At 44.8% G+C, this 23,856-nt stretch carries 25 protein-coding genes; all 25 read right to left on the bottom strand.

The window, feature by feature from the left end:
• Positions 1-16: 16 nt before the first annotated feature.
• A complete protein-coding gene (locus RZ44_RS04215) occupies positions 17-2,536 on the bottom strand; it encodes a helicase C-terminal domain-containing protein (RefSeq protein WP_035808836.1) in 2,520 nt (839 codons plus the stop codon).
• Positions 2,537-2,548: 12 nt separating this feature from the next.
• Positions 2,549-3,505: a biotin--[acetyl-CoA-carboxylase] ligase gene (locus RZ44_RS04210; protein WP_035808834.1), complete on the bottom strand. Its 957-nt coding sequence runs from the start codon at positions 3,503-3,505 to the stop codon at positions 2,549-2,551.
• The gene (locus RZ44_RS04205; RefSeq protein WP_052108790.1) at positions 3,459-4,679 is read right to left on the bottom strand and encodes a CCA tRNA nucleotidyltransferase; all 1,221 of its coding nucleotides are present in this window, start codon (positions 4,677-4,679) and stop codon (positions 3,459-3,461) included. The genes RZ44_RS04210 and RZ44_RS04205 overlap by 47 nt, the downstream gene beginning before the upstream one ends.
• Positions 4,657-5,820 (bottom strand): N-acetyl-alpha-D-glucosaminyl L-malate synthase BshA, encoded by a 1,164-nt coding sequence (gene bshA / locus RZ44_RS04200; RefSeq protein WP_035808832.1) that lies wholly within the window; start codon positions 5,818-5,820, stop codon positions 4,657-4,659. The genes RZ44_RS04205 and bshA overlap by 23 nt, the downstream gene beginning before the upstream one ends.
• 953 nt (positions 5,821-6,773) lie before the next feature.
• Positions 6,774-7,472 carry a zinc metallopeptidase gene (locus RZ44_RS04195; protein WP_035808825.1) on the bottom strand — a complete coding sequence of 233 codons (699 nt, stop codon included), beginning with the start codon at positions 7,470-7,472 and terminating at the stop codon, positions 6,774-6,776.
• A gap of 55 nt (positions 7,473-7,527) precedes the next feature.
• Positions 7,528-8,106: a DUF1405 domain-containing protein gene (locus RZ44_RS04190; RefSeq protein WP_052108789.1), complete on the bottom strand. Its 579-nt coding sequence runs from the start codon at positions 8,104-8,106 to the stop codon at positions 7,528-7,530.
• Positions 8,107-8,154: 48 nt separating this feature from the next.
• A complete protein-coding gene (locus RZ44_RS04185) occupies positions 8,155-8,955 on the bottom strand; it encodes a menaquinol-cytochrome c reductase cytochrome b/c subunit (protein WP_052108783.1) in 801 nt (266 codons plus the stop codon).
• Positions 8,956-8,970: 15 nt separating this feature from the next.
• Positions 8,971-9,645, bottom strand: a complete 675-nt coding sequence (gene qcrB / locus RZ44_RS04180) for a menaquinol-cytochrome c reductase cytochrome b subunit (RefSeq protein ID WP_026858063.1) — start codon at positions 9,643-9,645, stop codon at positions 8,971-8,973.
• Between the two features lie 11 nt (positions 9,646-9,656).
• Positions 9,657-10,157, bottom strand: coding sequence for a QcrA and Rieske domain-containing protein (locus RZ44_RS04175; RefSeq protein ID WP_035808819.1), 501 nt, complete (start codon positions 10,155-10,157; stop codon positions 9,657-9,659).
• Positions 10,158-10,303: 146 nt separating this feature from the next.
• Positions 10,304-10,732: a DUF2487 family protein gene (locus RZ44_RS04170; RefSeq protein WP_035808817.1), complete on the bottom strand. Its 429-nt coding sequence runs from the start codon at positions 10,730-10,732 to the stop codon at positions 10,304-10,306.
• A gap of 5 nt (positions 10,733-10,737) precedes the next feature.
• Positions 10,738-11,214, bottom strand: coding sequence for a YpiB family protein (locus RZ44_RS04165; RefSeq protein ID WP_035808814.1), 477 nt, complete (start codon positions 11,212-11,214; stop codon positions 10,738-10,740).
• Positions 11,195-12,466, bottom strand: coding sequence for a tetratricopeptide repeat protein (locus tag RZ44_RS04160; RefSeq protein ID WP_035808812.1), 1,272 nt, complete (start codon positions 12,464-12,466; stop codon positions 11,195-11,197). Before RZ44_RS04160 ends, RZ44_RS04165 begins: the two co-directional genes overlap by 20 nt.
• Position 12,467: 1 nt before the next feature.
• Positions 12,468-13,757: a 3-phosphoshikimate 1-carboxyvinyltransferase gene (aroA, locus tag RZ44_RS04155; protein WP_035808807.1), complete on the bottom strand. Its 1,290-nt coding sequence runs from the start codon at positions 13,755-13,757 to the stop codon at positions 12,468-12,470.
• Positions 13,754-14,800: a 3-dehydroquinate synthase gene (aroB, locus tag RZ44_RS04150; RefSeq protein WP_035808804.1), complete on the bottom strand. Its 1,047-nt coding sequence runs from the start codon at positions 14,798-14,800 to the stop codon at positions 13,754-13,756. The genes aroA and aroB overlap by 4 nt, the downstream gene beginning before the upstream one ends.
• Position 14,801: 1 nt before the next feature.
• Positions 14,802-15,968 carry a chorismate synthase gene (aroC, locus tag RZ44_RS04145; protein WP_035808800.1) on the bottom strand — a complete coding sequence of 389 codons (1,167 nt, stop codon included), beginning with the start codon at positions 15,966-15,968 and terminating at the stop codon, positions 14,802-14,804.
• 91 nt (positions 15,969-16,059) lie between these two features.
• Positions 16,060-16,506: a nucleoside-diphosphate kinase gene (gene ndk, locus RZ44_RS04140; RefSeq protein WP_035808799.1), complete on the bottom strand. Its 447-nt coding sequence runs from the start codon at positions 16,504-16,506 to the stop codon at positions 16,060-16,062.
• 65 nt (positions 16,507-16,571) lie between these two features.
• Positions 16,572-17,525, bottom strand: coding sequence for a polyprenyl synthetase family protein (locus tag RZ44_RS04135; protein ID WP_035808797.1), 954 nt, complete (start codon positions 17,523-17,525; stop codon positions 16,572-16,574).
• Positions 17,522-18,223: a demethylmenaquinone methyltransferase gene (locus RZ44_RS04130; protein WP_035808794.1), complete on the bottom strand. Its 702-nt coding sequence runs from the start codon at positions 18,221-18,223 to the stop codon at positions 17,522-17,524. The genes RZ44_RS04135 and RZ44_RS04130 overlap by 4 nt, the downstream gene beginning before the upstream one ends.
• Positions 18,223-18,729: a hypothetical protein gene (locus RZ44_RS04125; protein ID WP_052108782.1), complete on the bottom strand. Its 507-nt coding sequence runs from the start codon at positions 18,727-18,729 to the stop codon at positions 18,223-18,225. Before RZ44_RS04125 ends, RZ44_RS04130 begins: the two co-directional genes overlap by 1 nt.
• A 60-nt stretch (positions 18,730-18,789) precedes the next feature.
• Positions 18,790-19,062 carry an HU family DNA-binding protein gene (locus RZ44_RS04120; RefSeq protein WP_035808793.1) on the bottom strand — a complete coding sequence of 91 codons (273 nt, stop codon included), beginning with the start codon at positions 19,060-19,062 and terminating at the stop codon, positions 18,790-18,792.
• A gap of 116 nt (positions 19,063-19,178) precedes the next feature.
• Positions 19,179-19,898, bottom strand: coding sequence for a hypothetical protein (locus RZ44_RS04115; protein WP_035808791.1), 720 nt, complete (start codon positions 19,896-19,898; stop codon positions 19,179-19,181).
• Positions 19,891-20,097, bottom strand: a complete 207-nt coding sequence (locus RZ44_RS04110; RefSeq protein WP_052108781.1) for a DUF2768 family protein — start codon at positions 20,095-20,097, stop codon at positions 19,891-19,893. Before RZ44_RS04110 ends, RZ44_RS04115 begins: the two co-directional genes overlap by 8 nt.
• Before the next feature lie 11 nt (positions 20,098-20,108).
• Complete coding sequence (locus RZ44_RS04105; RefSeq protein WP_035808790.1) at positions 20,109-21,164, bottom strand: NAD(P)H-dependent glycerol-3-phosphate dehydrogenase; 1,056 nt, start codon at positions 21,162-21,164, stop codon at positions 20,109-20,111.
• 16 nt (positions 21,165-21,180) lie between these two features.
• Positions 21,181-22,494, bottom strand: coding sequence for a ribosome biogenesis GTPase Der (gene der / locus RZ44_RS04100; RefSeq protein WP_035808789.1), 1,314 nt, complete (start codon positions 22,492-22,494; stop codon positions 21,181-21,183).
• A 90-nt stretch (positions 22,495-22,584) separates the two neighbouring features.
• Entirely contained in the window at positions 22,585-23,835 is a 1,251-nt protein-coding gene (gene rpsA, locus RZ44_RS04095; RefSeq protein WP_035808787.1) for a 30S ribosomal protein S1, read from the bottom strand.
• Between the last annotated feature and the right edge of the window lie 21 nt (positions 23,836-23,856).

Below are 23,856 nucleotides of genomic sequence, written 5' to 3'. Positions count from 1 at the left end.
AATTATGTTTTCCTTATTATAGACCAAAAAGGAGCGCTTTAAAAGTTTCTCTGGTGTCATGAATCACATTTTCTTCAGGAAAATATTTTAAAAATGCATTTTTATACGGTTTCGTCATAATCCGGTCGTCAAACAGCAGTACGACACCTTTGTCTTCACTGCTCCGCTTGACGCGTCCGATGATCTGCCTGAAGTGAATGACAGCTTCCGGCAGGTCCGTCGTATAAAAGTCCCTGAAACTGCTGTCGCCTTTTGGTACCGGGAACGGCAGCTTCGTCAGCATCAGTGCTTTGTCTTTATCGCTGACCAGGTTAATGCCTTCTGTGAAGGTATAAGTCCCGAGCAGCAGACACTGGCTCAGCTGGTTATACTGCCCGAGCAGCTTCTCGTTGTTCGAGTTGTGCGTCTGGCGGAGTACTGGGATTTCATCGAACAGTTCGATGTCCCCTGTGAAACTGTACACCCGCTCAAGCAGTTCGTAGTTCGAAAATATAACGACGAGCTTCGAGTCCGTTTCGCTTAAATACAGCGCAATATAATCGAGAATGTCAATTATATAATTGTCGTCTTTAGGATCATAGCTCTCTATATCATTCGGGATAAAGAGCCTGATATCGCTGTACATCGACGTATTGTTCATGACCGTCGTCTTAAAGTCGTAATCGCCGAACCAGTATTTTAAATGTTTAAAGCTGTCGTGCACTTCAAGCGTGCCGGACAGCAGAATCTGGCACGGAATCGTCCGCAGTGCATCGGCCAGCGTATCGAGCACTTCCGTACGGATGGTCACTTCCGTTTTCTGGAAGTTTCTGCTGCTCTTAATATGATAGTCATCGTACTGAATTGCGTGACGGAGACTTTTCAGCGATGCATCGAAGTAATGCATATGATTGTACAGCGCCTGGTAGTTGTCCGTGCCGCGGATTGTGCTGAGAAACATATCCGTAAATTTCACGATGCTGTCGAGTGTTTCGAGCGCATCGTCAATTTTTTTCCACGACAGCTGCTGGAACACGAGATCGATATTTTTATTTAAATTAATGACGATATCTTCGAGGAGATACAGTGATACCGCACTGTTTGTTTTACTGTATCCCGCAAGCAGCCTGTCCTGATTAATGAGCCCCACCTGCCCGATAAAAAACTTCAGTTCCGGATAGTTGAACGTCCGGCGTTCTTTCAGGTCGAGTGCCTGTTTCAGCTGATGGGCCTCATCGATAATGAGCGCCTGAATGCCTTCCAGGTTATTCAGACAGTCGTTCAGGAAATAATGATTCGTTACGATAATCGGCACTTTTTTCGCATTGGACAATGCACGCTTAAAGTAAAAATGATGTTTTTTATCCCCTGCCTGAATCAGCATCGTTTCATAGTATGACTTCTCCGGTCCGCGCAGATTGACTTCCGACAGATCACCCGTTTCCGTTTCAATGAGCCAGACAAGCATGCGCATTTTAAGGAAACAGATTTCAGGATTCGAATCATCGAGCTGCAGCAGTGCAGTAAATGCGTTCAGATCGACGTAGTTCAGCTTCCCTTTTAACAGTGCAAACGGCGTGTCATACGACACGACCTGACGAAGGCGCATTAACGACTGCTCAATCAATTGATTCTGTAAAATTTTACGCGACGTCGACACGACTACCTGTGCATCATGTGCTGAATAGTAGCTGAGTGCCGCAATGAGAAACGCATCGCTCTTACCGAGCCCTGTATACGCCTCTATCGCGTGATACCTGCCGTCGACGAGTGAATCGTAAATTAACAGCGCAAGCTTGTACTGGTCTTCACGGTATTCGTTCCCCGTCATGTCGAGATATTTATGATAAAGATCGTGAACAGTTACCGGCTCAATGTTTTTATGCGTCACGTCAGACTCTTTAATATAAAACTGATTGTAGCTGATAATATTGTCATCATTGTCGTCTGAATATCTGTTCAGAATTGAAAACAGCAGATCCGTTAAATTCGTCCGCATCATTTTCGAGAGATGATAAATTTTTATCAGCGTTTCACGATGCATGCGGGTCATTTTCCGCATGATGTAAATCAGTACTTCCGCCGTGGCACGCGCATCTTCATCCGCCCGGTGTGCCTGGGACAGTTCAATGCCGAGGTGTTCCGAGACGAGATGCAGCTGGTAACCGGCCACAGACGGCAGAAAGATACGGGCGAGTTCGACCGTATCGAGTGTCTGTACCGGATTATATGTCAGTCCTGCAGAATCAAAAGCAGATTTCAGGAACGTCAAATCGAAGTCGACGTTATGTGCAACGAAGACCGCATCATTCAGCTGTTCCTTAATTTCTGCTGCGACATCTTTAAACTTCGGTGCGCCGATCAGCATGTCAGACGAAATATTCGTCAGTTCACGGATAAACGGTGACACTGTTGTTTCATCACTTAAAAAAGTATTGTACTGTCCGGTAATTTCAAAATTACGCACGAAAGCAATACTCAGTTGAATGATATTGTCTTTTTCCAAATTATTGCCGGTCGTCTCCAAATCGACGACGGCGAATGTTTTATTTAACATTATATCACCAGGTTAAATTTCAATATCGGCACTGATTACCTTATGTATATTATGGTCCCCGTCCAGTATGATCAGGTACCCTTCATCAGTAATGTCGAGAGCTTTACCTCTCAGTTTTTCCCTGACTGTTGTAATCGTCAGTTCGCGGTTAAAAATAATCGCCTGATCCAGCCAGTCTTCTTTAATTTCGCTGAATGATTCATGTAAAAACTTATCGTAGTAATACTCTATTTTCCTAAACAGTACACTGATAAACCGATTTACATCAAATTCATTATCAAGCTCATCCGTAATGGACGTTGCGGTGCCGAGTGCGTCAGTTTCCACCGACGGATTAATATTAATGCCGATGCCGCAGACAATCGTTTCCACGATATTATCTGCGCTGATGACTTCGGTTAAAAATCCGCATACTTTTTTGTCGTTGATAAAAATATCGTTCGGCCACTTAATACCGCTCTCAAGTCCCGTCGCCTCACGTATCGCATCGCTGACAGCAAGAGACAGAAATAAATTAAAGACAATCATATTCTGATTGGTCACGTTCGGCCGCAGTACGAGCGACATATACAGTCCCGTCGCTGCAGGCGACAGCCATTCGCGTTTAAAGCGTCCGCGGCCTGAGGTCTGATGGCCGCTTACGATTACTATATTACCATCATACCGGTCTAAAATCCTGAATGCGTGATTCTGTGTGGAATCAATCGTATTTTTGTAGATTAGGTCATCGAAGAGCTGTGATTCCTGTACAGTGCCGGCGAGCAGGGATTCGTTGATCCTGCCCGACGCTTCGACGAGCCGGTAGCCTTTGTTTGTAACTGCTTCAATGCTGTAGCCGTCTTCTTTCAGGCGCTGAATATTTTTCCATACAGCTGTTCGCGAAACACCGAGCATTTCTGCGAGCTTTGCCCCTGATAAATAATTACCTTCCATCAGTAAAGACAATATTTCCGTCTTCGTTTTTGACATGTGATTTCACCCAATTAATTATTTCTGATTCATTATTATTTACAGTTCCGAGGAGCACCGCCTCTTCCGCGCTGTCGAGACAGTCGCGGAGCCACGGGCCGCCCCGTGCATTCAGCGCGGACATTAAACTGTTGCCGTTAATACGCAGTTCGCTGCGGTTTTTAATGACTAAGTCCGGCTTCGCCGCAATTGACTGTTCAAGAAGTTTTGCATGCTGTGCACCGAGCAGTGCGTTTAATCTTATTATAGCATCTGTGCCGGTTAAAATGCCCGTTTCAAAACGGTATGCAATCAGCTTTTCATCGATGCCGTCTTCCAGCGCTTCGATTACTTTTAAAGACTCTCTGATTGCGGTTTTCTGTTTGTTTGACAGCTTCAGCGCACTTAAATGCTGACTTAAACTGCTGTCTTTGTATATATGAACAGCAATTTCCTGTACGAGCGACTCTGCCTTTGTACTGACGTACTCACCGGCTTCGATATGACGGAAAAACGGCATATATTTTAACAGTCCGGTGTGCGCAATCATCTCTTTCGCACTTTCTACGTTAATACCGCGGTACAGCTTTTCAAGCTCTGCCGTAATACGCTCCACCGCCACATAATCGAGTGCGGCTGCATGCTCTTTAATTGCCTCTCTCGCTTCATCTGCCAGCTTAAAATCGAGCTGCGACATAAAGCGGACCGCACGCACCATGCGGAGTGCATCTTCATAGAAACGCTCTTTCGCAAGGCCGACGGTGTTTATCAGCCTGTTATTTAAATCTTTAATGCCGTTGTGCGGATCGTGCAGCTCCATAGCCTGAGTCATCGCCATCGCGTTAATGGTAAAATCACGGCGGCTCAAGTCCTCGGTCAGGTGCTGTGTAAAGTACACATTATCCGGCCGGCGGTGATCGGTATACTCGCCCTCAACGCGGTATGTTGTCACTTCAAACGGAATATCGTCCATCAGCACGATTATCGTGCCGTGTTCCTTGCCGACGTCGATTGTTTTTTCGAATAAATTCTCGATCTCATCGGGAAGTGCGTTGGTTGTAATATCGACATCGCTTACGCTGCGGCCGAGCGTGTAATCTCGCACTGCCCCGCCGACAAAAAAGCCTTCGTAATTATGTTTTTCAAAGCGCTCGATAATTTTCGCGCCGGTTTTAAACAGATTTTGTTCCGTCATCATTTTCACCTGCTAAAAGCTTAGTATATAAATTTTCATATTCAGTGACGATGCTGTCCATGTCAAAACGCTTCTTAACGTCTTCAAGCATATTTTTCTGCATCTCTTCATAGAGCGCATCGTCTTCAAACAGTCTGATTAAATGCCCGGCTGCTTTTTTGTAATCACCGACGCCGACAACATAGCCGGTTTCATTATGCCGGATAACTTCGGAAATTCCGCCCGCTGTTGAGCCGATCGGCACCGCACCGCAGTACATCGCCTCAAGCATCGCGAGGCCGAAACTTTCCTTCGCGCTCAGGAGCAGAAATGCATCGCTCAGTTTATAATACGAGCTTACGTCGGACTGCTGGCCGGAAAAGTGAACGCGGTCTTCAATGCCGAGCTCCTGAACCAGCTGTCTGATGCTGTACATGTCGGGGCCGTCTCCGACAAGCACAAGATGACATTCGATTTCCTTTGACGTCTCGTGGAACGTGCGGACAATGTCATCCACGTTTTTTATCTTTCTGAAATTCGAAGTATGCATGAGCACTTTCGCACTGTCGGGAATGTTCAGTTTTTCTTTCAATTCATTCTTAATTTCCATTCTGTTATCCGTGTTAAAACGCGTTTCATCGACGAAGTTGTACACCGTCTGAATGTCGCTCTCCGGATTAATCAGCTGGTACGTTTCCTCGGTCAGACTGTTACTGACGGACGTTGTGATATCAGAATTGTCGATGCCGAACTTTATCGCGCTGACGAGTGACATATCGTGCCCGAGTACCGTAATATCCGTACCGTGCAGCGTCGTGACGATGCCGACATCTTTTTTTCGGGACATCTGACGTGCGAGAATGCCGCACACTGCATGCGGAATCGCATAATGCATATGAATGACATCTAAATCATAACGGTCGATGACCTCTGAAATTTTACTCGATAAAGTAATATCGTACGGCGGATATTTGAACACGCTGTAATCGTTAACCTCTGTACGATGCGTGTATATATTATCATAATTATGCTCCAGCCGAAACGGCACACTCGATGAAATAAAGTGCACCTCGTGCCCGCGGCGGGCCATTTGAAGTCCAAGTTCAGTCGCAATGACGCCGCTGCCGCCGACACTTGGATAACATGTTATTCCAATTTTCATAATGATGCACCTCGAAAGTAAATAGTATCTTGTTTATCATTGTTAATTATAATGAATATTACAGTATAAAGGAAATGAATCTGTTTATATACAGTAATAAAACGATAAAGGCTGCGGTGTGTTGGTGTGGAGTGTTGGAATGCTGGGATCTCCAGGAGTTCTATGAGCACACTTCATAGGAACCCGCGCGCTCCAGAAGTTCTATGAGCACGCTTCATAGAAATCCGCGCGCTCCAGAAGTTCTATGAGCACGCTTCATAGGAATCCCGAGGCTTTAGAAGTTCTATGAGCACACTTCATAGGAATCCGCGCGTTCCAAAAGTTCTATGAGCACGCTTCATAGGAATCCGCGCGCTCCAGAAGTTCTATGAGCACGCCTCATAGGAACCCGCGGGCTTTAGAAGTTCTATGAGCGCGCCTCAAAGGAATCCGCGCGCTCCAAAAGTTCTATGAGCACGCTTCATAGGAATCCGCGCGCTCCAGAAGTTCTATGAGCGCGCCTCATAGGAATCCGCCGCCTTTAGAAGTTCTATGAGCACGCTTCATAGGAATCCGCGCGCTCCAGAAGTTCTATGAGCGCGCCTCATAGGAATCCCGGGGCTTTAGAAATTCTATGAGCGCGCCTCATAGAAACCCGCGCCCTTCAGAAGTTCTATAAGCACGCTTCATAGAAACCCGCGGGCTTTAGAAGTTCTATGAGCGCGCCTCAAAGGAATCCGCGCGCTCCAAAAGTTCTATGAGCACGCTTCATAGAAACCCGCGGGCTTTAGAAGTTCTATGAGCGCGCCTCAAAGGAATCCGCGCGCTCCAGAAGTTCTATGAGCGCGCCTCATAGGAATCCCGCAACTCCCCTTACAACCTTACAACCTCAAATCATCCATAATAAGCGCTTCATCCCCAACAAAACAGCCGCACCACCCATAATTGGGTGATGCGGCTGTTTGTAATTATAATTAGTTCGAGCTTCTTGCGATCATGATAAAGCGTAACAGCTCTGCTACTGCGACTGCTGTTGCGGCAACGTATGTCATCGCTGCAGCGTTCAGTACTTTTTTAGCATGGCGGTATTCTTTGCTGTTCACAATGTTTAACTCTTCGATCTGATTCATTGCGCGTCTTGATGCGTCGAATTCAACCGGCAGTGTAACGAGCTGGAATAATACGGCGAATGCCATCAGTCCGATACCCGACCATAATAGAATTTCACCAAGTCCGCCGCCTGCAGCGCTTTGTGCTGCTGTAAGAATCATACCTGCGATAATCAGGAAGTACGAGAAGTTGCTTCCTAATTGTGCGAGCGGGAACAATGCTGATCTGAAGTTTAAGAACTTGTAGCCGGTTGCATGCTGGATGGCATGGCCGACTTCGTGTGCAGCGACTGCTGTACCTGCAACGCTCGGGTTGTCGAAGTTGCCGGGAGAGAGTACGATTTTTTTGTTTTTCGGATCGTAATAGTCTGTCAGAACACCCTGACCGCGTTCTACCGAAACATCGTAAATTCCATTTTCCCGGAGGATATCTTCTGCAACCTGCTGGCCTGTAAGGCCGCTTGTCGAACGTACTTTTGAATACTTGTTAAACGTCGATTTGACGTTCATTTGTGCAAGCATTGGTACAATCATTAAAATTACAAAATAGATTATAAGATACAAGTTATTCCCTCCGTCTGGTTCATAGTACTATTTTACTAAACTGTTTTTACACAAGTCAATTATTATGTCTGCCTGCGAGCTTGTATAGAAGCGCAAGAACAATAACCGTCAGCCAGAATGCGATGTAGCCGATTTCTGATGCATACGGGTGCAGATTGCCGTATTTCGGATACTGCATATAGACGTAATCGATAAAATCATTGTGAAACAGCCATATTGCCGTCGCGTAAAAGTGCCACGGCTTAATTTCTATATAAGGCAGGAACATAAATGCCATAAGTGCCATCGCAGCGTGCGATGCAATCAGCATTAATCCGATCCATGAGACAAAGCCCATGTCGATAAAGTTCCAGATGTTCATGATGACAGCCCAGACACCGTATTTTATCAGTGTCGTAAAAGCGAGTGCGTCGATCAGGCCGAACTTCTTATTGAACAGAATTAATATTATCAGTATGCATAAAAACAGCGTTGCTGTCGGGCTGTCGGGGACGAACGGATAGAAATACCACGGCGTAATTGACAGCTGGCCGCCGTACCATATGTAGCCGTATATTGTACCGACAATGTTGCAGACAAGCAGGAAGACCAGAAATATTCGATTGAACATCAGTTTATATAAGTTGTATATCATCATTTCACCTATAAGAAGACCCTTCTGTTTCCAGAAGGGTCATTATTATTATTCTGCTGATTCTTCAGTGTTGGCTGCTTCATCTTTAGTTGTCAGTTCAAGACCTGCAACGTACTCAGAAATCGCTGTGATTTCTTCATCCGTAAGCTGGCCTTCGAATGCCGGCATGTTTTCTGTACCGTTTCTGACGAAAGCTTCAACCATTTCCGGTGCAAGTTCCGGCTCGATTAAGTTCGGGCCTGACCCTCCGGCAAGTTCACCACCGTGACAGCTCGTACAGTTAGTACGAATCAGGTCGTTAAAGACAGGGTCTTCTGCATCTAAGTTCGAGAAGACAATCTGACCTTGTTTAGCCTGCTGATCCCAGTCGTGATAAGCTACTGATTCCCAAGTTGTGTAGAAAATAATACCAACAGCAATCAGCATCATTCCTGTAGCTACAGGACGTTTCTTCCAGTGACGTTCTTTTTTGCCGTCTAACCAAGGTGCAAGTAATAATGCACCGAAAGCTATACCAGGAATAATCATGGCACCGACAATGTTGAACGGACCTGAAGCGTATGTGTATTTAAGAATCTGATAAAGGAAAAGGAAATACCAGTCAGGTAATGGAATATAACCTGTATCAGTTGGGTCTGCCATACGCTCGAGCGGCGCTGGGTGCGCAACAGTCAAGCATAGGAAACCTATTAAGAATACCGCTCCTACCAGCCACTCTTTGAGCAGGTAATCCGGAAAGAACTCCTCTGTACGACCAGGGAATTCTGAATAGTCACGATTTAATTTTGGTTTGTCATACTTTTGAATTCGTGAGTCACCGACAAAAGTGAGACCTTTACCGCGTTTCATATAGTTACCCTCCCCTTATAGTGGTCCTGAAATACCTTGTCTACGTATTAAAATAAAGTGTATTGCCATTAATACAAACAGTGCTGCAGGCAGGAAGAATACGTGGATGGCAAAGAACCTAGTAAGTGTCTGAGCACCAATAATTGTCGAATCACCCGCGAGAAGTGTCTTAATCCATTCACCGATGAACGGTACACTTTCTGCAATATCCAAGCCTACTTTAGTAGCGAATAATGCTTTCATGTCCCATGGCAGTAAGTAGCCTGTGAATGCCAGACCAAGCATAACTGCGAATAACAGAACACCTACGACCCAGTTTAATTCACGAGGTGACTTGTAAGCACCCGTAAAGAATACTCTGAGAGTATGTAAGAACATCATAACTACTACTAAACTCGCACCCCAGTGGTGCATACCTCTGACAATAACACCCGCTGCTACGTCCTGCTGCAGGAAGTAAACAGAGTTCCAGGCATTAATAATGTCCGGTACGTAATACATTGTTAAAAACATTCCAGATAAAATTTGAATCACTGTAATAAAGAACGTCAGTCCCCCAAAACAGTAGACGAAAGCTGAGAAGTGATAGGCAGGGTTAACATGCTCTGGCACTTCGTGGTCTGCTACGTCTCTCCAGATCGGAGTGATGTCAATTCTGTCATCAATCCAATCATAAATACGATTTAGCATTTAATTCCCTCCTATACCAATTCATTCTCGTGTATAGCACCTATTGTCAGGTAGCCGTCTGATTCTCCGACTTCGAACATATCAAGCGGTCCACGAGGCGGTGTTCCCGGTACGTTCGCACCGTTCTTTTCGTAAAGTCCGTTGTGACATGGACAGAAGAATCTATCCGGGTTAGCGGAATCTGTTGCCCACGAAACCGTACAGCCGAGGTGTTTACACACCGGTGACAATGCAATAATTTCATTGCCTTCGCGATACACCCAAGCGAAATCGGTTACTTCACTCACATACCAACCATCTTTTTGTTCGAATGTGAAGTCTACACTGACCGGTTCTTCTGTGATGTCATCAATTTTTACACTTGTAGTAATCATGTCACCTGCAGACGATTCCGTAAACAGTGGATCGATTGCGAATCTTCCCATTGGCAGAATCATACCTGCCGCCATGAACGACCCGACACCCATTAAAGAGTAGTTCATAAACTGGCGTCTTGTTACTTTTTGCGACATTTTTGTTTCCCCTCCTCAAACGCACATACTTTTACATATAATATAACTAGGACATTTCAATTTTAGCTCATTAAAACTAGGCGGTCAATATGGTTTTCAAATAATTGACACATGTTGCAGACAGAATTGTGTAATTCTACTTTTAATTATTGATTCCACACTGCGATGATTTGTTTAATGACACTTTTAACTTCATCATTGATGATTGAAATTTTCATTTCATTGTCCATATCGCTGATCGGAATACTGTTGATTTTAATATTGTGAATCCCTTCAATTTCAAGATTATCAAAAGACAGGCTCACAACATTTTTAAAGCCGTATTCAGTCAGCTGGTCTCTGTATTGTACGAGTGATGCATGGTCGCCGCCGACAGCTGTCAGCGCCGGTGTGATCATCAGACGCCCTTTCAGCTGTTTTTCAAGCTGGATTGTGATCAGCTGAATCAGTTCCAGATTGTTGGCGTGGTGCAGCAGATTGCCGTCGAAATCCACATTCGAAAATGGAACGATTGCCGTATCCACAAATTCAATTTCATCTTTTAACACACGTAAGTCGCGATTATTATAAAGCACAAATACTAACCTCTTTTATCATTTAATTTTTGGAGTTCATCCGTCAGCTCGTAAAAGCGTTCCTCGTCTTTTAACACGAGCGCTTCATCGATTAAATTTTCGAGTTCTTTAATATCTTCCAATAGAATTTCATCGTTTTTTACAAGCTCTTCGGACTTCGCCTGATTGTAGCGGAGATCGTTTTTCGAAAAGATAAATTCAACGTACAGCTCATCTGTTTTGTTCAGATTCAGTTCGTGGAATATCGTCTCGCCGTTTGCCGTTACCGTACCGCTTTTTTCAAACATCAGCGTCGGGCGGTTCGTATTGCTTTCTGCGATACGCAGTTTCCGGTCGAGGCTTGTATTGGTAAATGAAATATTATGCGTTATCAGAGGATGGGATTTTATAAAATTTAAAATCCACACTGCTGTATGGTCTTTGAATTCATAATTATATAAACAATAATTTATAAAATCTTTTTTAAAGCTCGTCTTCCTCACCTGCTATTCGCTCGTAATCCAGCTGCCATTCAGGATTATCGGGTTCTAGTTTCATTAATTTTTCAAGCACTTCTTTTTTCTTCGGATGGCCGATTTCTATCAGATAGTAGTAGAAATCAGCGTAAAACTCAGGTGTTTCCCCGATGAGTGCTTCGGCATCTTCGTAATACTTCAGCGCTTTTTCATCATTTTCGTTTTCAGCTTCTATTTTCGCAAGAAGATAAATGGACTCCCCGCTCAGCGCGTTCAGGTCGAGATGTTTAACGTACTCGTCAACCGTATCCGTTTCGCCTGTCTTCAGAATACTTTCAAACAGCATGAGATATGCATCGTCGTAATCCTCATCAAGCGCTGTCGCGATACTGAAGTTCTCGATTGCTTCATCCGGCTTGTTCTGCCTGAAATACAGACGGCCGATATGAAAGTAAATCAGCGCGTTCTTGTCATTTTCACGCAGGTAGCCGAGCAGCGTTTCAAGCGCCTCGTCGAGATTGTGTTCTGTTTCGTAGATGTTCATTAAAAGAATATAGGCATTGATAAAGTACGGCTCGTTGTCGATGACTTTATCGAGCAGTGTTTTGGCACGGTCGTATTCTTTTAAGCTGTATTCGAGGAGTGCTTCTTTGTAGAAATCCTCATTTCCGTATGCTTCGTCCGGCACGTTATCGAAATATGCACGGGCGTCGTCGAAATTTAACAGATTTAAATTAATATCCGCAAGACGGAGACTTAAGTAAATGCCGTTTACTTCTTCGAGACCTTCGTTCAGCACCGCTTCGTAAAAACGGATGGCTTCTTCGAGATCTCCTGATGAGTAATAAAGTTCGGCAAGCGCAAAGTCGATAATGATATCATCGGTCATTGTTTTTGCTTCAAACAGCAGTCTTACCGCAACGTCTGTTAAGTTCATCTGCTGGAATATTTCAGATTTCAGCATCAGCACAGTCGGCGTTTCCGGACTGTTGTTGATCAGTGTCAGCGCATCGTCAAGACGCGATTCGTTAATGTACGAATCGACGAGATAGCTGATGACATAATCGTCGTGGTCAACGTTGTCGTTTAAATGTAAAAACACCTGTCTTGCCTGATAGTCAAGGCCTGCCTGCTGCAGTGCATCGCCGAGCAGAAACAGTGCTTCCAGCGACTCTTCCGAGTGGAACTGCTCAAGACTGTTCAGTATATAATTTAAATCTTCTTCCGGATAAGTCCCCTGACGGAGCTTATCTATAATACGGAGTATTTCTTCCTGCATATTACCGGTCCTTTCTTAAACCCTCAAGATCGCTAACGAATGAAGGGAACGATACGTCTATTGCGCTGTCGTCATCAATTTCTATATTAGTATTCACTGCGATAGCCATTACGATCAGCATCATAATAATGCGATGGTCGTGATAGCCTTTAAACAGTTCACCTTCCTTAACTGTACCGTATCCCGGTGTGACTTTAAAGCCGTCTTTATACTCTTCGAACGAGACGCCGAATTTTTCCAGTTCGGAAATGACTGCAGTTATGCGGTCGGTTTCTTTAAATCGCAGTTCCTCAGCCCCGCGGACAGTACTCTCGCCGTTTGCGAATGCCGCAAGAACGGCAAGAATCGGAATTTCATCGATCAGGCGCGGAATAATATCGCCGTCGATGTGGAACGGTTTTAAATCAGGTGTGTACTGCACTCTGATGTCCCCGAACTTTTCCCCTGTCGAATCGTGTTCAGTAATGGCGATATTGCCGCCCATATGTTTCACGACGTCGATAATACCGGAACGCGTTTCGTTCAGTGAGACATTTTCAATCGTAACATCCGCACCTTCTGTGATCAGTGCCAGCACGATTAAAAATGCAGCCGATGAAATATCTCCGGGCACTGTAACATCGACCGCAGTTAAATCTTTGCCGCCGGTTAATGTCACTGTTGAACCTGACACGGCAATATCGGCACCGAACTGCGCCATCATAATTTCCGAATGGTTACGCGACTTGTGTGTTTCGTGCACAATCGTCTTCCCTTCAGTAAACAGTCCCGCAAACAGTATTGCACTTTTCACCTGAGCTGATGCAATCGGCATTTCGTACTCCAGCGGCTTAATTACTGCGGGGTGAATATTCACCGGCGGATACTTTTCATCTTTCAGCGTAATGTCGGCACCCATATGTGACAGCGGTATAACGACGCGGTCCATCGGACGTTTTGCGATTGTCGCATCACCTTCAACCGATGCGGTAATATTTTTAAGACCTGCGAGCAGGCCTGTAATTAACCGTGTTGTTGTGCCGCTGTTGCCTGTATACAGCGTTTCAAGCGGAGACTTCAGCCTGCTGTGTCCTGCTGACACAACAGTAAAATCGTCCCCGTCTCTTGTAATGTCAGCGCCGAGCTGACGCATGTTTTCGAGTGTTCTCAGTGTATCTGCACTGATCAGAGGACGGCTGATATGCGTCGTCCCTTCACTCAGTGCACCGAGCATCAGAGCGCGGTGTGTAATTGACTTATCTCCCGGCACACGGGTTGTACCTGTGAATGTTCCATTAAGTAAATGCTTCATATGCGCTCCTTTAATGCTTTCAGTATTTTTTCGAGGTTTGCTGTATTTATATCTTTAACCTCTAATGTCTGTTTATCTTTAAACACAATATAGCTTATATAATCGTTGCGGTGGTTCTTTTTATCCTTCATCATCAGCTGCATCATTTCGCCGGTATCCATCTCTCTCAGCAGATTTACCGGATAGCCGTGACGGCTCATATAACCGATATGCTCATCCAGGTTAAAGTCAGTGCCGTTTAATTCGTTTGAAATATACAGCGCTGCGATGATACCGAGCATGACCGCCTGGCCGTGCGGAATTTTATACTTGTATTCCACAGCGTGCGCGAGCGTGTGACCGAGATTTAAAAACTTGCGGCTCCCCGACTCGTGCTCGTCTTCTAAAACAATTTTCATCTTCGTTTCAATACCTTTGATGATAAACGGCGGAAGCATAGATACATCGATACTGTCACTGGTCGCCTGTACGAGTTCTTCGAACAGCCCGGGACTGTTGAGCATCGCATGTTTATATACTTCACCGAAGCCGCTTAAAACTTCGGATTCAGGCAGTGAATCGAGAAATTCGAGATCGTAAATCACTGCTTTCGGACGGTAAAAGGCGCCGATTAGGTTTTTACCGTGCTCCGAGTTAATGGCCGTTTTACCGCCGATTGCCGAATCGTGTGCGAGCAGTGTCGTCGGTACGTGAATATAATCCACACCGCGGAGGACGATACTTGCGATAAAGCCGCCGGCATCCCCTGTTGCGCCGCCGCCGATAACGACGATAAGCGAGTTCCGCTTAATGCCGGATGCGAGCAGTTCTTCCATAGTGTGCATTAAAGGAGAAACGTATTTAAACGATTCTCCTCCTGTGACGACCAGCGGTGATTTTATAAATGACAGTTTTGTTTCTTTGTAAATATCATATACGTTCTCATCGATAATATAATATACAGATTCGTATCGGCCGGTGTAAGTTTCCAGCCGGTCTCTTAAAATGTCGCGGGCAACGTGAATTTTATAATTATTATCTTTATAGGCCGTCGAAATATCCATATTAATACTCGCTTAAACGTTTATTGTAAAGTTCAAGTGATGCTTTCAGATCGCCGAAGTCATCGCTTGGGAACTTATCGAGAATTGCTTCTGCGACTTCAATTGCCACCATGTGTTCTGCGACGATCGATGCTGCCGGCACCGCACAAGGGTCACTGCGCTCGATCGTTGCGGTAAATGCTTCCTTCGTTTCGATATCGACACTCATTAACGGCTTGTACAGCGTTGGTATCGGCTTCATGACACCGCGTACAACGATCGGCATTCCCGTCGTCATCCCGCCTTCAAAACCGCCGAGGTTGTTCGAGCTGCGGTAGAATCCGTCTTCTGAGTCAAATTTGATTTCGTCCTGTACTGAAGATCCGGGAGTTTCGGCCATTTTAAAGCCCATTCCGAATTCAACGCCTTTAAATGCGTTGATGCTGACGATGCTGCGTGCAATTTTAGCATCGAGTTTGCGGTCGTAATGAACGTGTGAGCCGAGTCCGACCGGCGGATTTTCAACGATGACTTCAACGACACCGCCCAGTGTATCTCCGGCTTTTTTCGCGGCGTCGATTGCAGCTTCGGCTTCTTTAGTCGCTTCCTGTGAAATCATGCGGACGCTTGATTCAGTATTTTTAGTACTTAATTCCGCGTAATCGTAAGCACCGTCATCTGTTACCCGGCCGATTTTTGTTACGCGTGATGTAATATTAATGTCGAGAGCGTGCAGTAATTCTTTACATAGTGCGCCTACAGCGACACGGGCAGTCGTTTCACGTGCAGAAGAACGCTCTAAAATGTTGCGGAGGTCGCGGTGGTTGTATTTCATGCCGCCGACAAGATCCGCATGACCGGGACGCGGTTTGGTAATGATGCGTTTCATCTCTGCTTCCTGTTCTTTTGTGATCGGTTCTGCACCCATGATGTTTACCCAGTGTTTGAAGTCATCGTTGTTGACTTCCATCATAATCGGGCTGCCGAGCGTTTTACCGTGGCGGACGCCTGAACCGAATTCGAACGTATCTTTTTCAATCTGCATGCGGCGTCCGCGGCCGTAGCCGCCCTGACGTTTAAAGAGCTCTTCCTGCATACGTTCTTTATTGACTGGTAAATTGGAAGGGAATCCTTCGACAATTGCGTTGACTTTCGGGCCGTGCGATTCTCCTGAAGTTAAAAATCTCATTGTAAGCACCTCTATCTGAATTATTAGTTTATATATTTATATGAAAAAAAAGACTGAGTAATGTTATTACCCAGCCTGGTTTTTTAAATTCTTAGTAAATCCAAGCGCTATTAGACAGGTTGTAATCTAATACTTCAGACTCATCGAAGAATAAGTTGATTTCTCTTTCAGCACTTTCAGGTGAATCTGAACCGTGGATGATGTTTTTGCCGACAGTTAAACCGAAGTCGCCGCGGATTGTTCCCGGAGCGGCTTCCTGCGGGTTAGTTGCACCAACTACAAGACGTGCAGTTTTAATTACGTTTTCACCTTCAAGAACCATTGCGAAAACAGGACCTGATGTGATGAACTCTACAAGCTCGCCGAAGAAAGGTCTTTCGCTGTGTTCACCGTAGTGAGTTTTAGCAAGATCTTCAGAAACCTGCATTAATTTAGCACCAACAACTTTGAATCCTTTGTTTTCTAATCTTTCAACGATTGGTCCGATAAGATTTCTCTGGACACCGTCGGGTTTAATCATAAGAAATGTTTTTTCCATTATAATAAGCTCCTTAAATGTGTTTTCGATTATTATTTTAGCATTTTATAGACTATCTGTACAAACTAATTCCGCCTGTTTTTCAACATACCGGCAATTACCGTTAAATAATGTCTGACAGGGTCATCAATATTAACGATTTCTGCTTCGGCTTTCTCTATATGCTCCGTGCTGACTGCCAGTGCCCGGTCCACTGCATCGCTCTGTAATATACGTTCGATGAGTGCATCAGGATTCTCTTTAGTCTGTGAATACTTCTCGAGCATCGCTTTAAATTCCGGGTCGCTGTCTCTAAGGAGCAGCACCGGTAAAGTATAATGCCCGTTTTTAATATCAGCGAAGTTCGGTTTGCCGAGTGTTTTCGTGCTGCCTGTAAAGTCGAGACAGTCATCGATAATCTGGAAACTCATGCCGATATGGTAACCGTATGTGCTCAGCCTTTCCATCGTTTCCTTATCGAGCTGTGCAGCATGGCTGCCGAGCTCGATTGACAGAACGATCAGGAGTGCGGTTTTGCGGTAAATTTTTCTGTAATAGTCATCCAGCGACTGAGCCGCATCGAACTGCGTATCAAACTGAATGAGCTCACCCTGCACAATCTCCCTGATTCCTGCAGCGTATGTTTCATGAAATTCCACATTATCGATTTTACTGATCACCTGCAGCGCCGAAGACAGTAAATAATTGCCCGTATTGACCGCCTGGAAGTAACCGTGTTCGTAATACACAGTCGGTTTGCCGCGGCGGAGCTCACTGTCATCGATAATGTCATCGTGTACAAGTGTTGCCATATGGAGCAGTTCGAGACTCGCACCCGTTTTCAGCACATTGTCGTAATGTGCCTCGTCCCCGAGTTTTCCTGCGAGTATTGTAAACATGGGACGAAGTTTCTTTCCCCCGGAATTAAACAGCTCAAAACTCTTATCGTTAACTATTGTCCCATTCGGTTTAAGTTCTTTCTTAACGATTTTCTTAACACGGGATAACTCCCCCGCCATAAATTTCTTTAAAGATTTCACATTGCAGCCTCTAGCGGTTTATATCCGATATGAGTTGCTGCAGTACCAAATGTATGAGGGATTACTTTGATATTTATATAACCGTTTGTATGCATCATTGATTTCAGTTCAGCCTTCGACAGGAAATTGCTCGTTGATTCATACAGCCATGCATACTCCTGACCGCTGCCGGTGATTTTTTCACCGAGGAACGGCATAATTTTACCGAAGTAAATATTAAAGCCGTAATTAATCAGGGCGTTTTCCGGATTCGACGTTTCAAGAATAACAAGCTGTCCGCCGGGCTTCAGCACGCGGTAGAACTCCTTAACCGCTTTTTCGTAGTCAGGCAGGTTGCGGAGGCCGAAACCGATCGTAATAATATCGAATGCATTGTTGTCATAAGGCAGCTCCGTTGCATCGCCCTGGACGAGTGTAATGTTTTCGATATCAGCTGTTTTTTCGCGGGCAACTTTCAGCATATTTTCACTGAAGTCAAGGCCCGTAATATCAGCACCGGCGTTTTTGGCAAGCTGAATTGTCCAGTCGCCTGTACCGCAGCATAAATCGAGTACCTGGTGGCCGGGTTTTACGAAGATTTCCCTGTTCGTCCGGTTGCGCCATATCGTATGCTGATTGAAACTGATGATGTCATTCATGTGATCATAATCATCCGAAATTGAATTAAAGATAGTCTGAATTCTGTTTTCTGTTTGCATTAGCCTTCACCTTTTGTATTTATTATGTATGCCAGCTCCGAACGGTTCATGTTTTGAATAAAACAGCCGAGTACGTTATCGAGGTCGGTCGTTACATACCCATTATCCATTAAATACAAAAGCGGTGCAAATAGCAGGTACTTCAGTTCGCTGTCGGAAAGTTCAAGTGCATTTTCGTACTGTCTTGATTTTCTCGACGACAGATCTTTCGAGATTTCGACCATATCGTGAACGACCTGCATTTCACCGTGGTTTGCAAGCGCCGAGTAGAATTCGCTGAAATATGCATCTCCTGTCAGCACATGGCTTTCACGGCTGCCTGCAGATGGTATTGTGTCGAGCTGATTTAAAGCATATGTAAATAAAAGAACCGCGTCTGAGACATATCTTTTATGTATAATATTTTTGCTGTCTGAAAAAAAATCAGTAATTTCATTTTGATCGAGCTTTTTAATCAATTCAGTCAGTTCTGAATCGTTATAGGCTTCAACGGCTGAGTATTTCATAAATATCACCTTATAAATGAATAGACCTAACGTTTCAATGTTAGGCCTAGTTTAGATAAATTATTTAACTGCGTCTTTAAGTGCTTTACCAGCTTTAAATGCAGGTACTTTAGATGCTGGGATTTCGATTTCTTCACCAGACTGCGGGTTACGGCCTTTTCTTGCAGCACGGTCACGTACTTCAAAGTTACCGAATCCGATTAACTGTACTTTTTCACCATTTTGAAGTGAAGTTTGGATTGATTCAAAAACTGCGTCTACTGCAGCTCCTGCTTCTTTTTTTGTAAGGTCAGCTTTGTCGCTGACAGCGTTGATTAAATCTGTCTTATTCATCTGATAGACCTCCTATAATCTGTATAATGAATTTATCATTATGTTTTGACTTTACCATACGACCGTAGGTACTGCAACGGATTTAACCGTTTTTTCCTGTAAAAATTCAGCGGAAATTAACTTTTATGCACGCTTGTCATAAATATTGCTTCGTTATTTTCGTCAACTGTCATCTCAGGTGAGTATATCGGGACGACCGGCGTGTATTCATACAATATATTGCGGATATCTTCGCCCGTCTCAAATTCGAGACCTTCATTTTCAATGATTAAGTTCAGATCGTCTCTGTAATCGACGACGAATTCCTGACCGCCGCTGTAGTAAACGTTCAGTTCACGGTCTGAATACGGGCTTGTTACAGTTGGATTCTCAGCGAGATTGTAATGCTCAAGGTCAAGCTGATAAACGTTCGGTCCCACCTGCTCGCCGAGTTCCACGTGCTCCCCCATGCCGTTAATACGGAGGCGGAGCGAACGGAGTTCTTCGATGATTGCCAGATCCGCCAGTTTCACCGCGGGATCCTCTTCAGCATCGAGTATTATATACTGGTACGTTCCGCCGTTTTCATAAGCTGTTACCGGAATTTCACTCAAATAGCCGGGTACAATACGCGTAAAGTCCACCGGGTACTTCATGTATTCTGCAGCGTTCTCAGTCGTCTTGATCGGCAGAATGCCGCCTTCTGACTCCTGGAAGTTGTCCACTGCATTCTGTACGTTCTGGATGTCTGTTTCCGGAGGGATACTGCTCCCCTTCTTCTGGTTATCCGGGTACATACATCCTGTTAATACTAAAAGTGCCAGTGTGAAAATTAAAACAAAACCGAATTTACGCATGGGACGATCCTCCGATGACTAAAATCATCAGCAGAAACGCAAGTATTAACAGGACCCATGAAATTAAAGTAACGATCACGCTGACGAAACGTATAGTAATAACATAACGCGCCAGGTAAATTAATACTGCAGCAAGTGCCATAAATCCGATAGAGACAAACGACACCCACATTAAGTCCATTCTTGAAATATCAAACATACATTTCCCTCTTACTGTTCACTATTTTTTATCTGACTTTCGAGCAGCTGCTTCAGGCCTTCCGATTCCGAAGTTTTTTCACGCTTCATGAGCGCGCTGAATGCTTCGTCTTCGCTGATGTTGTTAAACAGATAGCCGTAAAGTACTTTCGTGATCGGCATATCGACATCGTACTGTTTGGCAAGCTCGTATGTGGCTCTCGTCGTATTGACGCCTTCAACCACCATGCCCATATTTTCCGTTGCCTCATCGAGCGACATGCCGCCTGCAAGCATCTGCCCGCAGCGGTAGTTTCTCGAGTGCCTGCTCGTCGCTGTAACGATTAAATCGCCCATTCCCGTTAACCCGAGGAATGTCAGCGGATTGGCACCGAGTTTCGTACCGAGACGAGCAATTTCATGCAGTCCGCGTGTAATTACAGCTGCTTTCGGGTTATCGCCGAAGCCGTAGCCCGACAATGCACCGACAGCAAGTGCGACGATGTTTTTTAACGCACCGCCGATTTCGACACCGACCATATCATTATTGACGTATACTCTGAAGTAATCCGTCATAAACGCATCCTGTATAACTTCCGCACCGTCCTCACGTATTGACGCGGCAGATACAGTTGTAGGCTGTCTCAAGGCTACTTCCTCAGCATGGCTCGGGCCGCTGAGAACACCGATATCTGTAACGCGGTCTTCATCAAATACTTCTTCAAGTACCTGGGATACGCGTTTGTATGTGTCGAGTTCCAGTCCTTTTGCGACGTGTACAACGAGGACTTTTTTATCTAATTTTTTTAGCAGGCCGTTCAGTTCCCCTGCAACTTTACGCATTGCATTAACGGGTACTGCGAGCACGAGAAGTTCGGCATGTGCCGCTGCTTCCTGAAGTGAGCCGGTGGCACGAATCCCTTCATCGAGCTCGATGTCTTTTAAATAACGGCTGTTGGTGTGTGATTCATTTATTTCCAGGACAGTATCTTGATTTCTCCCGTACATCATTACCCGATTGTCATTATCATTTAAGACCATCGCGAGGCTTGTACCAAAACTACCTGTTCCAATGACTGAGATGTTCATATTGATACCCTACTTTCTAATTTCTTTTGCGGGTGATAATGTGGATCGGCGTACCGGTGAAATCAAACGCTTTACGCAGCTGATTTTCGATATACCTTCTGTAACTGAAATGCATCAGTTCCACATCGTTCACGAACAGTACGAATGTCGGCGGTCCGACACTGACCTGTGTACCGTAATAGATGCTTAAGCGGCGTCCTGTCGAATCTGTCGGCGTCGGGTTCATGCTGACGCTGTCTACGAGAACTTCGTTCAGTGTGCTCGACTTCACGCGTGTGTGGCTCGATGCGTATGCCTGCTGGATTAGCGGGAACAATGTTTTCAAACGGACTTTTGTCATCGCTGAAACGAAAGTGATCGGTGCGTAGTCCAGATACTGGAAGTTCGAACGGATATCCAGTTCGAATTCACGCATTGTCTTCTCATCTTTTTCGACTGCATCCCATTTATTAACGACGATAATAATCGCACGTCCAGCCTCGTGGGCAAGACCTGCAATTCTTTTATCCTGTTCACGTATGCCTTCCTCACCGTTTAACACGACGAGAACGACATCGGAACGTTCAATTGCACGCGTTGCACGGAGTACAGAGTACTTCTCTGTTGCTTCATACACTTTACCGCGTTTACGCATTCCTGCTGTATCAATTAATGTGTACGGCTGATCCTCGAAAGTATATGCTGTATCGACTGCGTCACGCGTCGTACCGGCAATATCGGAAACGATAACACGTTCCTCGCCGAGAATAGCGTTTACCAGGCTGGATTTACCAACATTCGGACGACCGATTAAAGAAACTTTAACCGATGGATCTTCTTCAATATCTGCTTCCAGTGTTTTAAAGTGCTGGACCACTTCATCGAGCGCATCTCCGAGTCCGAGACCGTGTGAGCCGGATACCGGCCACGGCTCACCGAGCCCGAGCTGGTAAAACTCGTATATTTCACTGCGCATTTCATAGTTATCAATTTTGTTAACCGCAAGAACGACGGGTTTCTTTGATTTCTGCAATATACGTGCCACGAATAAATCGTCGCTCGTTACACCGTCTCTCCCGTTCACAATCATTAAAATAACATCTGCTTCAAGAATCGCGATTTCAGCCTGCATTTTAATCTGCTGCTGGAACGGCTCATCTTTAATTTCAATACCGCCGGTATCGATTAAATTAAAAGTATAATTTAACCAGTCACCTTCGGCGTACAATCTGTCTCTTGTAACACCCGGAGTATCTTCGACAATTGCCTTCCGTTCTCCGATAATTCTGTTAAAAAGTGTGGACTTGCCGACGTTCGGCCGCCCGACTACTGCTACTGTTGGTTTATACATTGTTACCCTCCCTGTATGCACATATATTTTAACACAAATAAAATAAAGAGCGATAGTATCATCGCTCTTTATTTCTGAGTGAGTCTAATATTATAAATCTAAGTTTTTAAAACGATCGCCGAACACGTCACCTAAAGTTGGTGCATCGTCTTCAGTATCATCTGTGTAAACCTGTGTATTTTCTTCGCGCTTCGCCTGTTTAGGCTTAGCCGGTGCTGATTCCAGCGCTTTAATTGATAATGAAATTTTCTCATTGTCCTTATCAAGACCGATGATTTTCACTTCAATTTCCTGTTCTTCTTTCAGAACATCTCCCGGTACGTTAACGTGATCATGTGCAATTTCAGAAATGTGCACAAGTCCCTCAACACCAGGTTCAACTTCAACGAATGCACCGAAGTCTACTAAGCGTTTAACAGTACCTGTTAACACATCGCCTGTATTGTGCGCATCGATAAATTTGTTGAACGGAGATTCGCCTGCCTGTTTAACAGAAAGACTGATACGTTCCTGTTCAGGATTTACATCGAGAACTTTAACTTTAACTTTCTGGCCGATTTCAACAGCATCTTCAACGCTGTTAACGCGGCTGTAGCTTAACTCTGAAATATGAGCAAGCCCGTCTACGCTGCCGATGTTAATGAAAGCACCGAAAGTCGTTGTGCGGACAACTTCACCATCGATGATACTGCCGATTTCCAGGTCTTCAAGTTCAGCCTGGCGCTCTTTCGATTTTTCGCCTTCGACGATTCGTTTACGGTTAAGAATTACTCTGTTTTTCTCCTGATCGATATCTTCAACTTTAACTTCAAGAGTCTGACCGTTGAATTGTTCGAGGTCTTCAATATATTCATCAGAAAGAAGTGATGCAGGAATAAATCCTCTGACGCCGACGTCTAATACAAGACCGGCTTTAACTGCTTCAACAACAGTACCTTCCAGCGTTGCATCAGCATCCTGTTTCTGTTTTAAATCTTCGTAAGCTTTTTGTTCATCGAGCTTGCGGATTGAAATGATAATGTTTTTAGCATCATCTTCAACTTTGATAACTGTTGCAGTGACTGCATCGTCAAGTGCAATAATATCGTTCGGGTGCTCGATACGTTTGTTTGTAAGCTGACTGATTGGAATTATGCCTTCGTAATCAGAATCATCTACTTGAACTTTTACAAACTTGTCTTCGATGTTGAAAATCTTACCTGTTACCGTGTCACCAACTGCAAACGGACTGTTGTCAGCTGCTGCAGTTTCGTTCTGTAGTTCTTCGCTGTTGTCAGGTGCATCGTTTACCTGTGTTTCTTCAATGTTTGATTCTTCGTTCTTAATGTCTTCTGTCGCCATGTGCTTGCCTCCAATTACTAT

This window comes from Jeotgalicoccus saudimassiliensis (assembly GCF_000756715.1).
GTDB lineage: Bacteria > Bacillota > Bacilli > Staphylococcales > Salinicoccaceae > Jeotgalicoccus > Jeotgalicoccus saudimassiliensis.
Note: the sequence above shows the minus strand (reverse complement) of the source record. Positions and strands in the feature narration are given on the sequence as shown.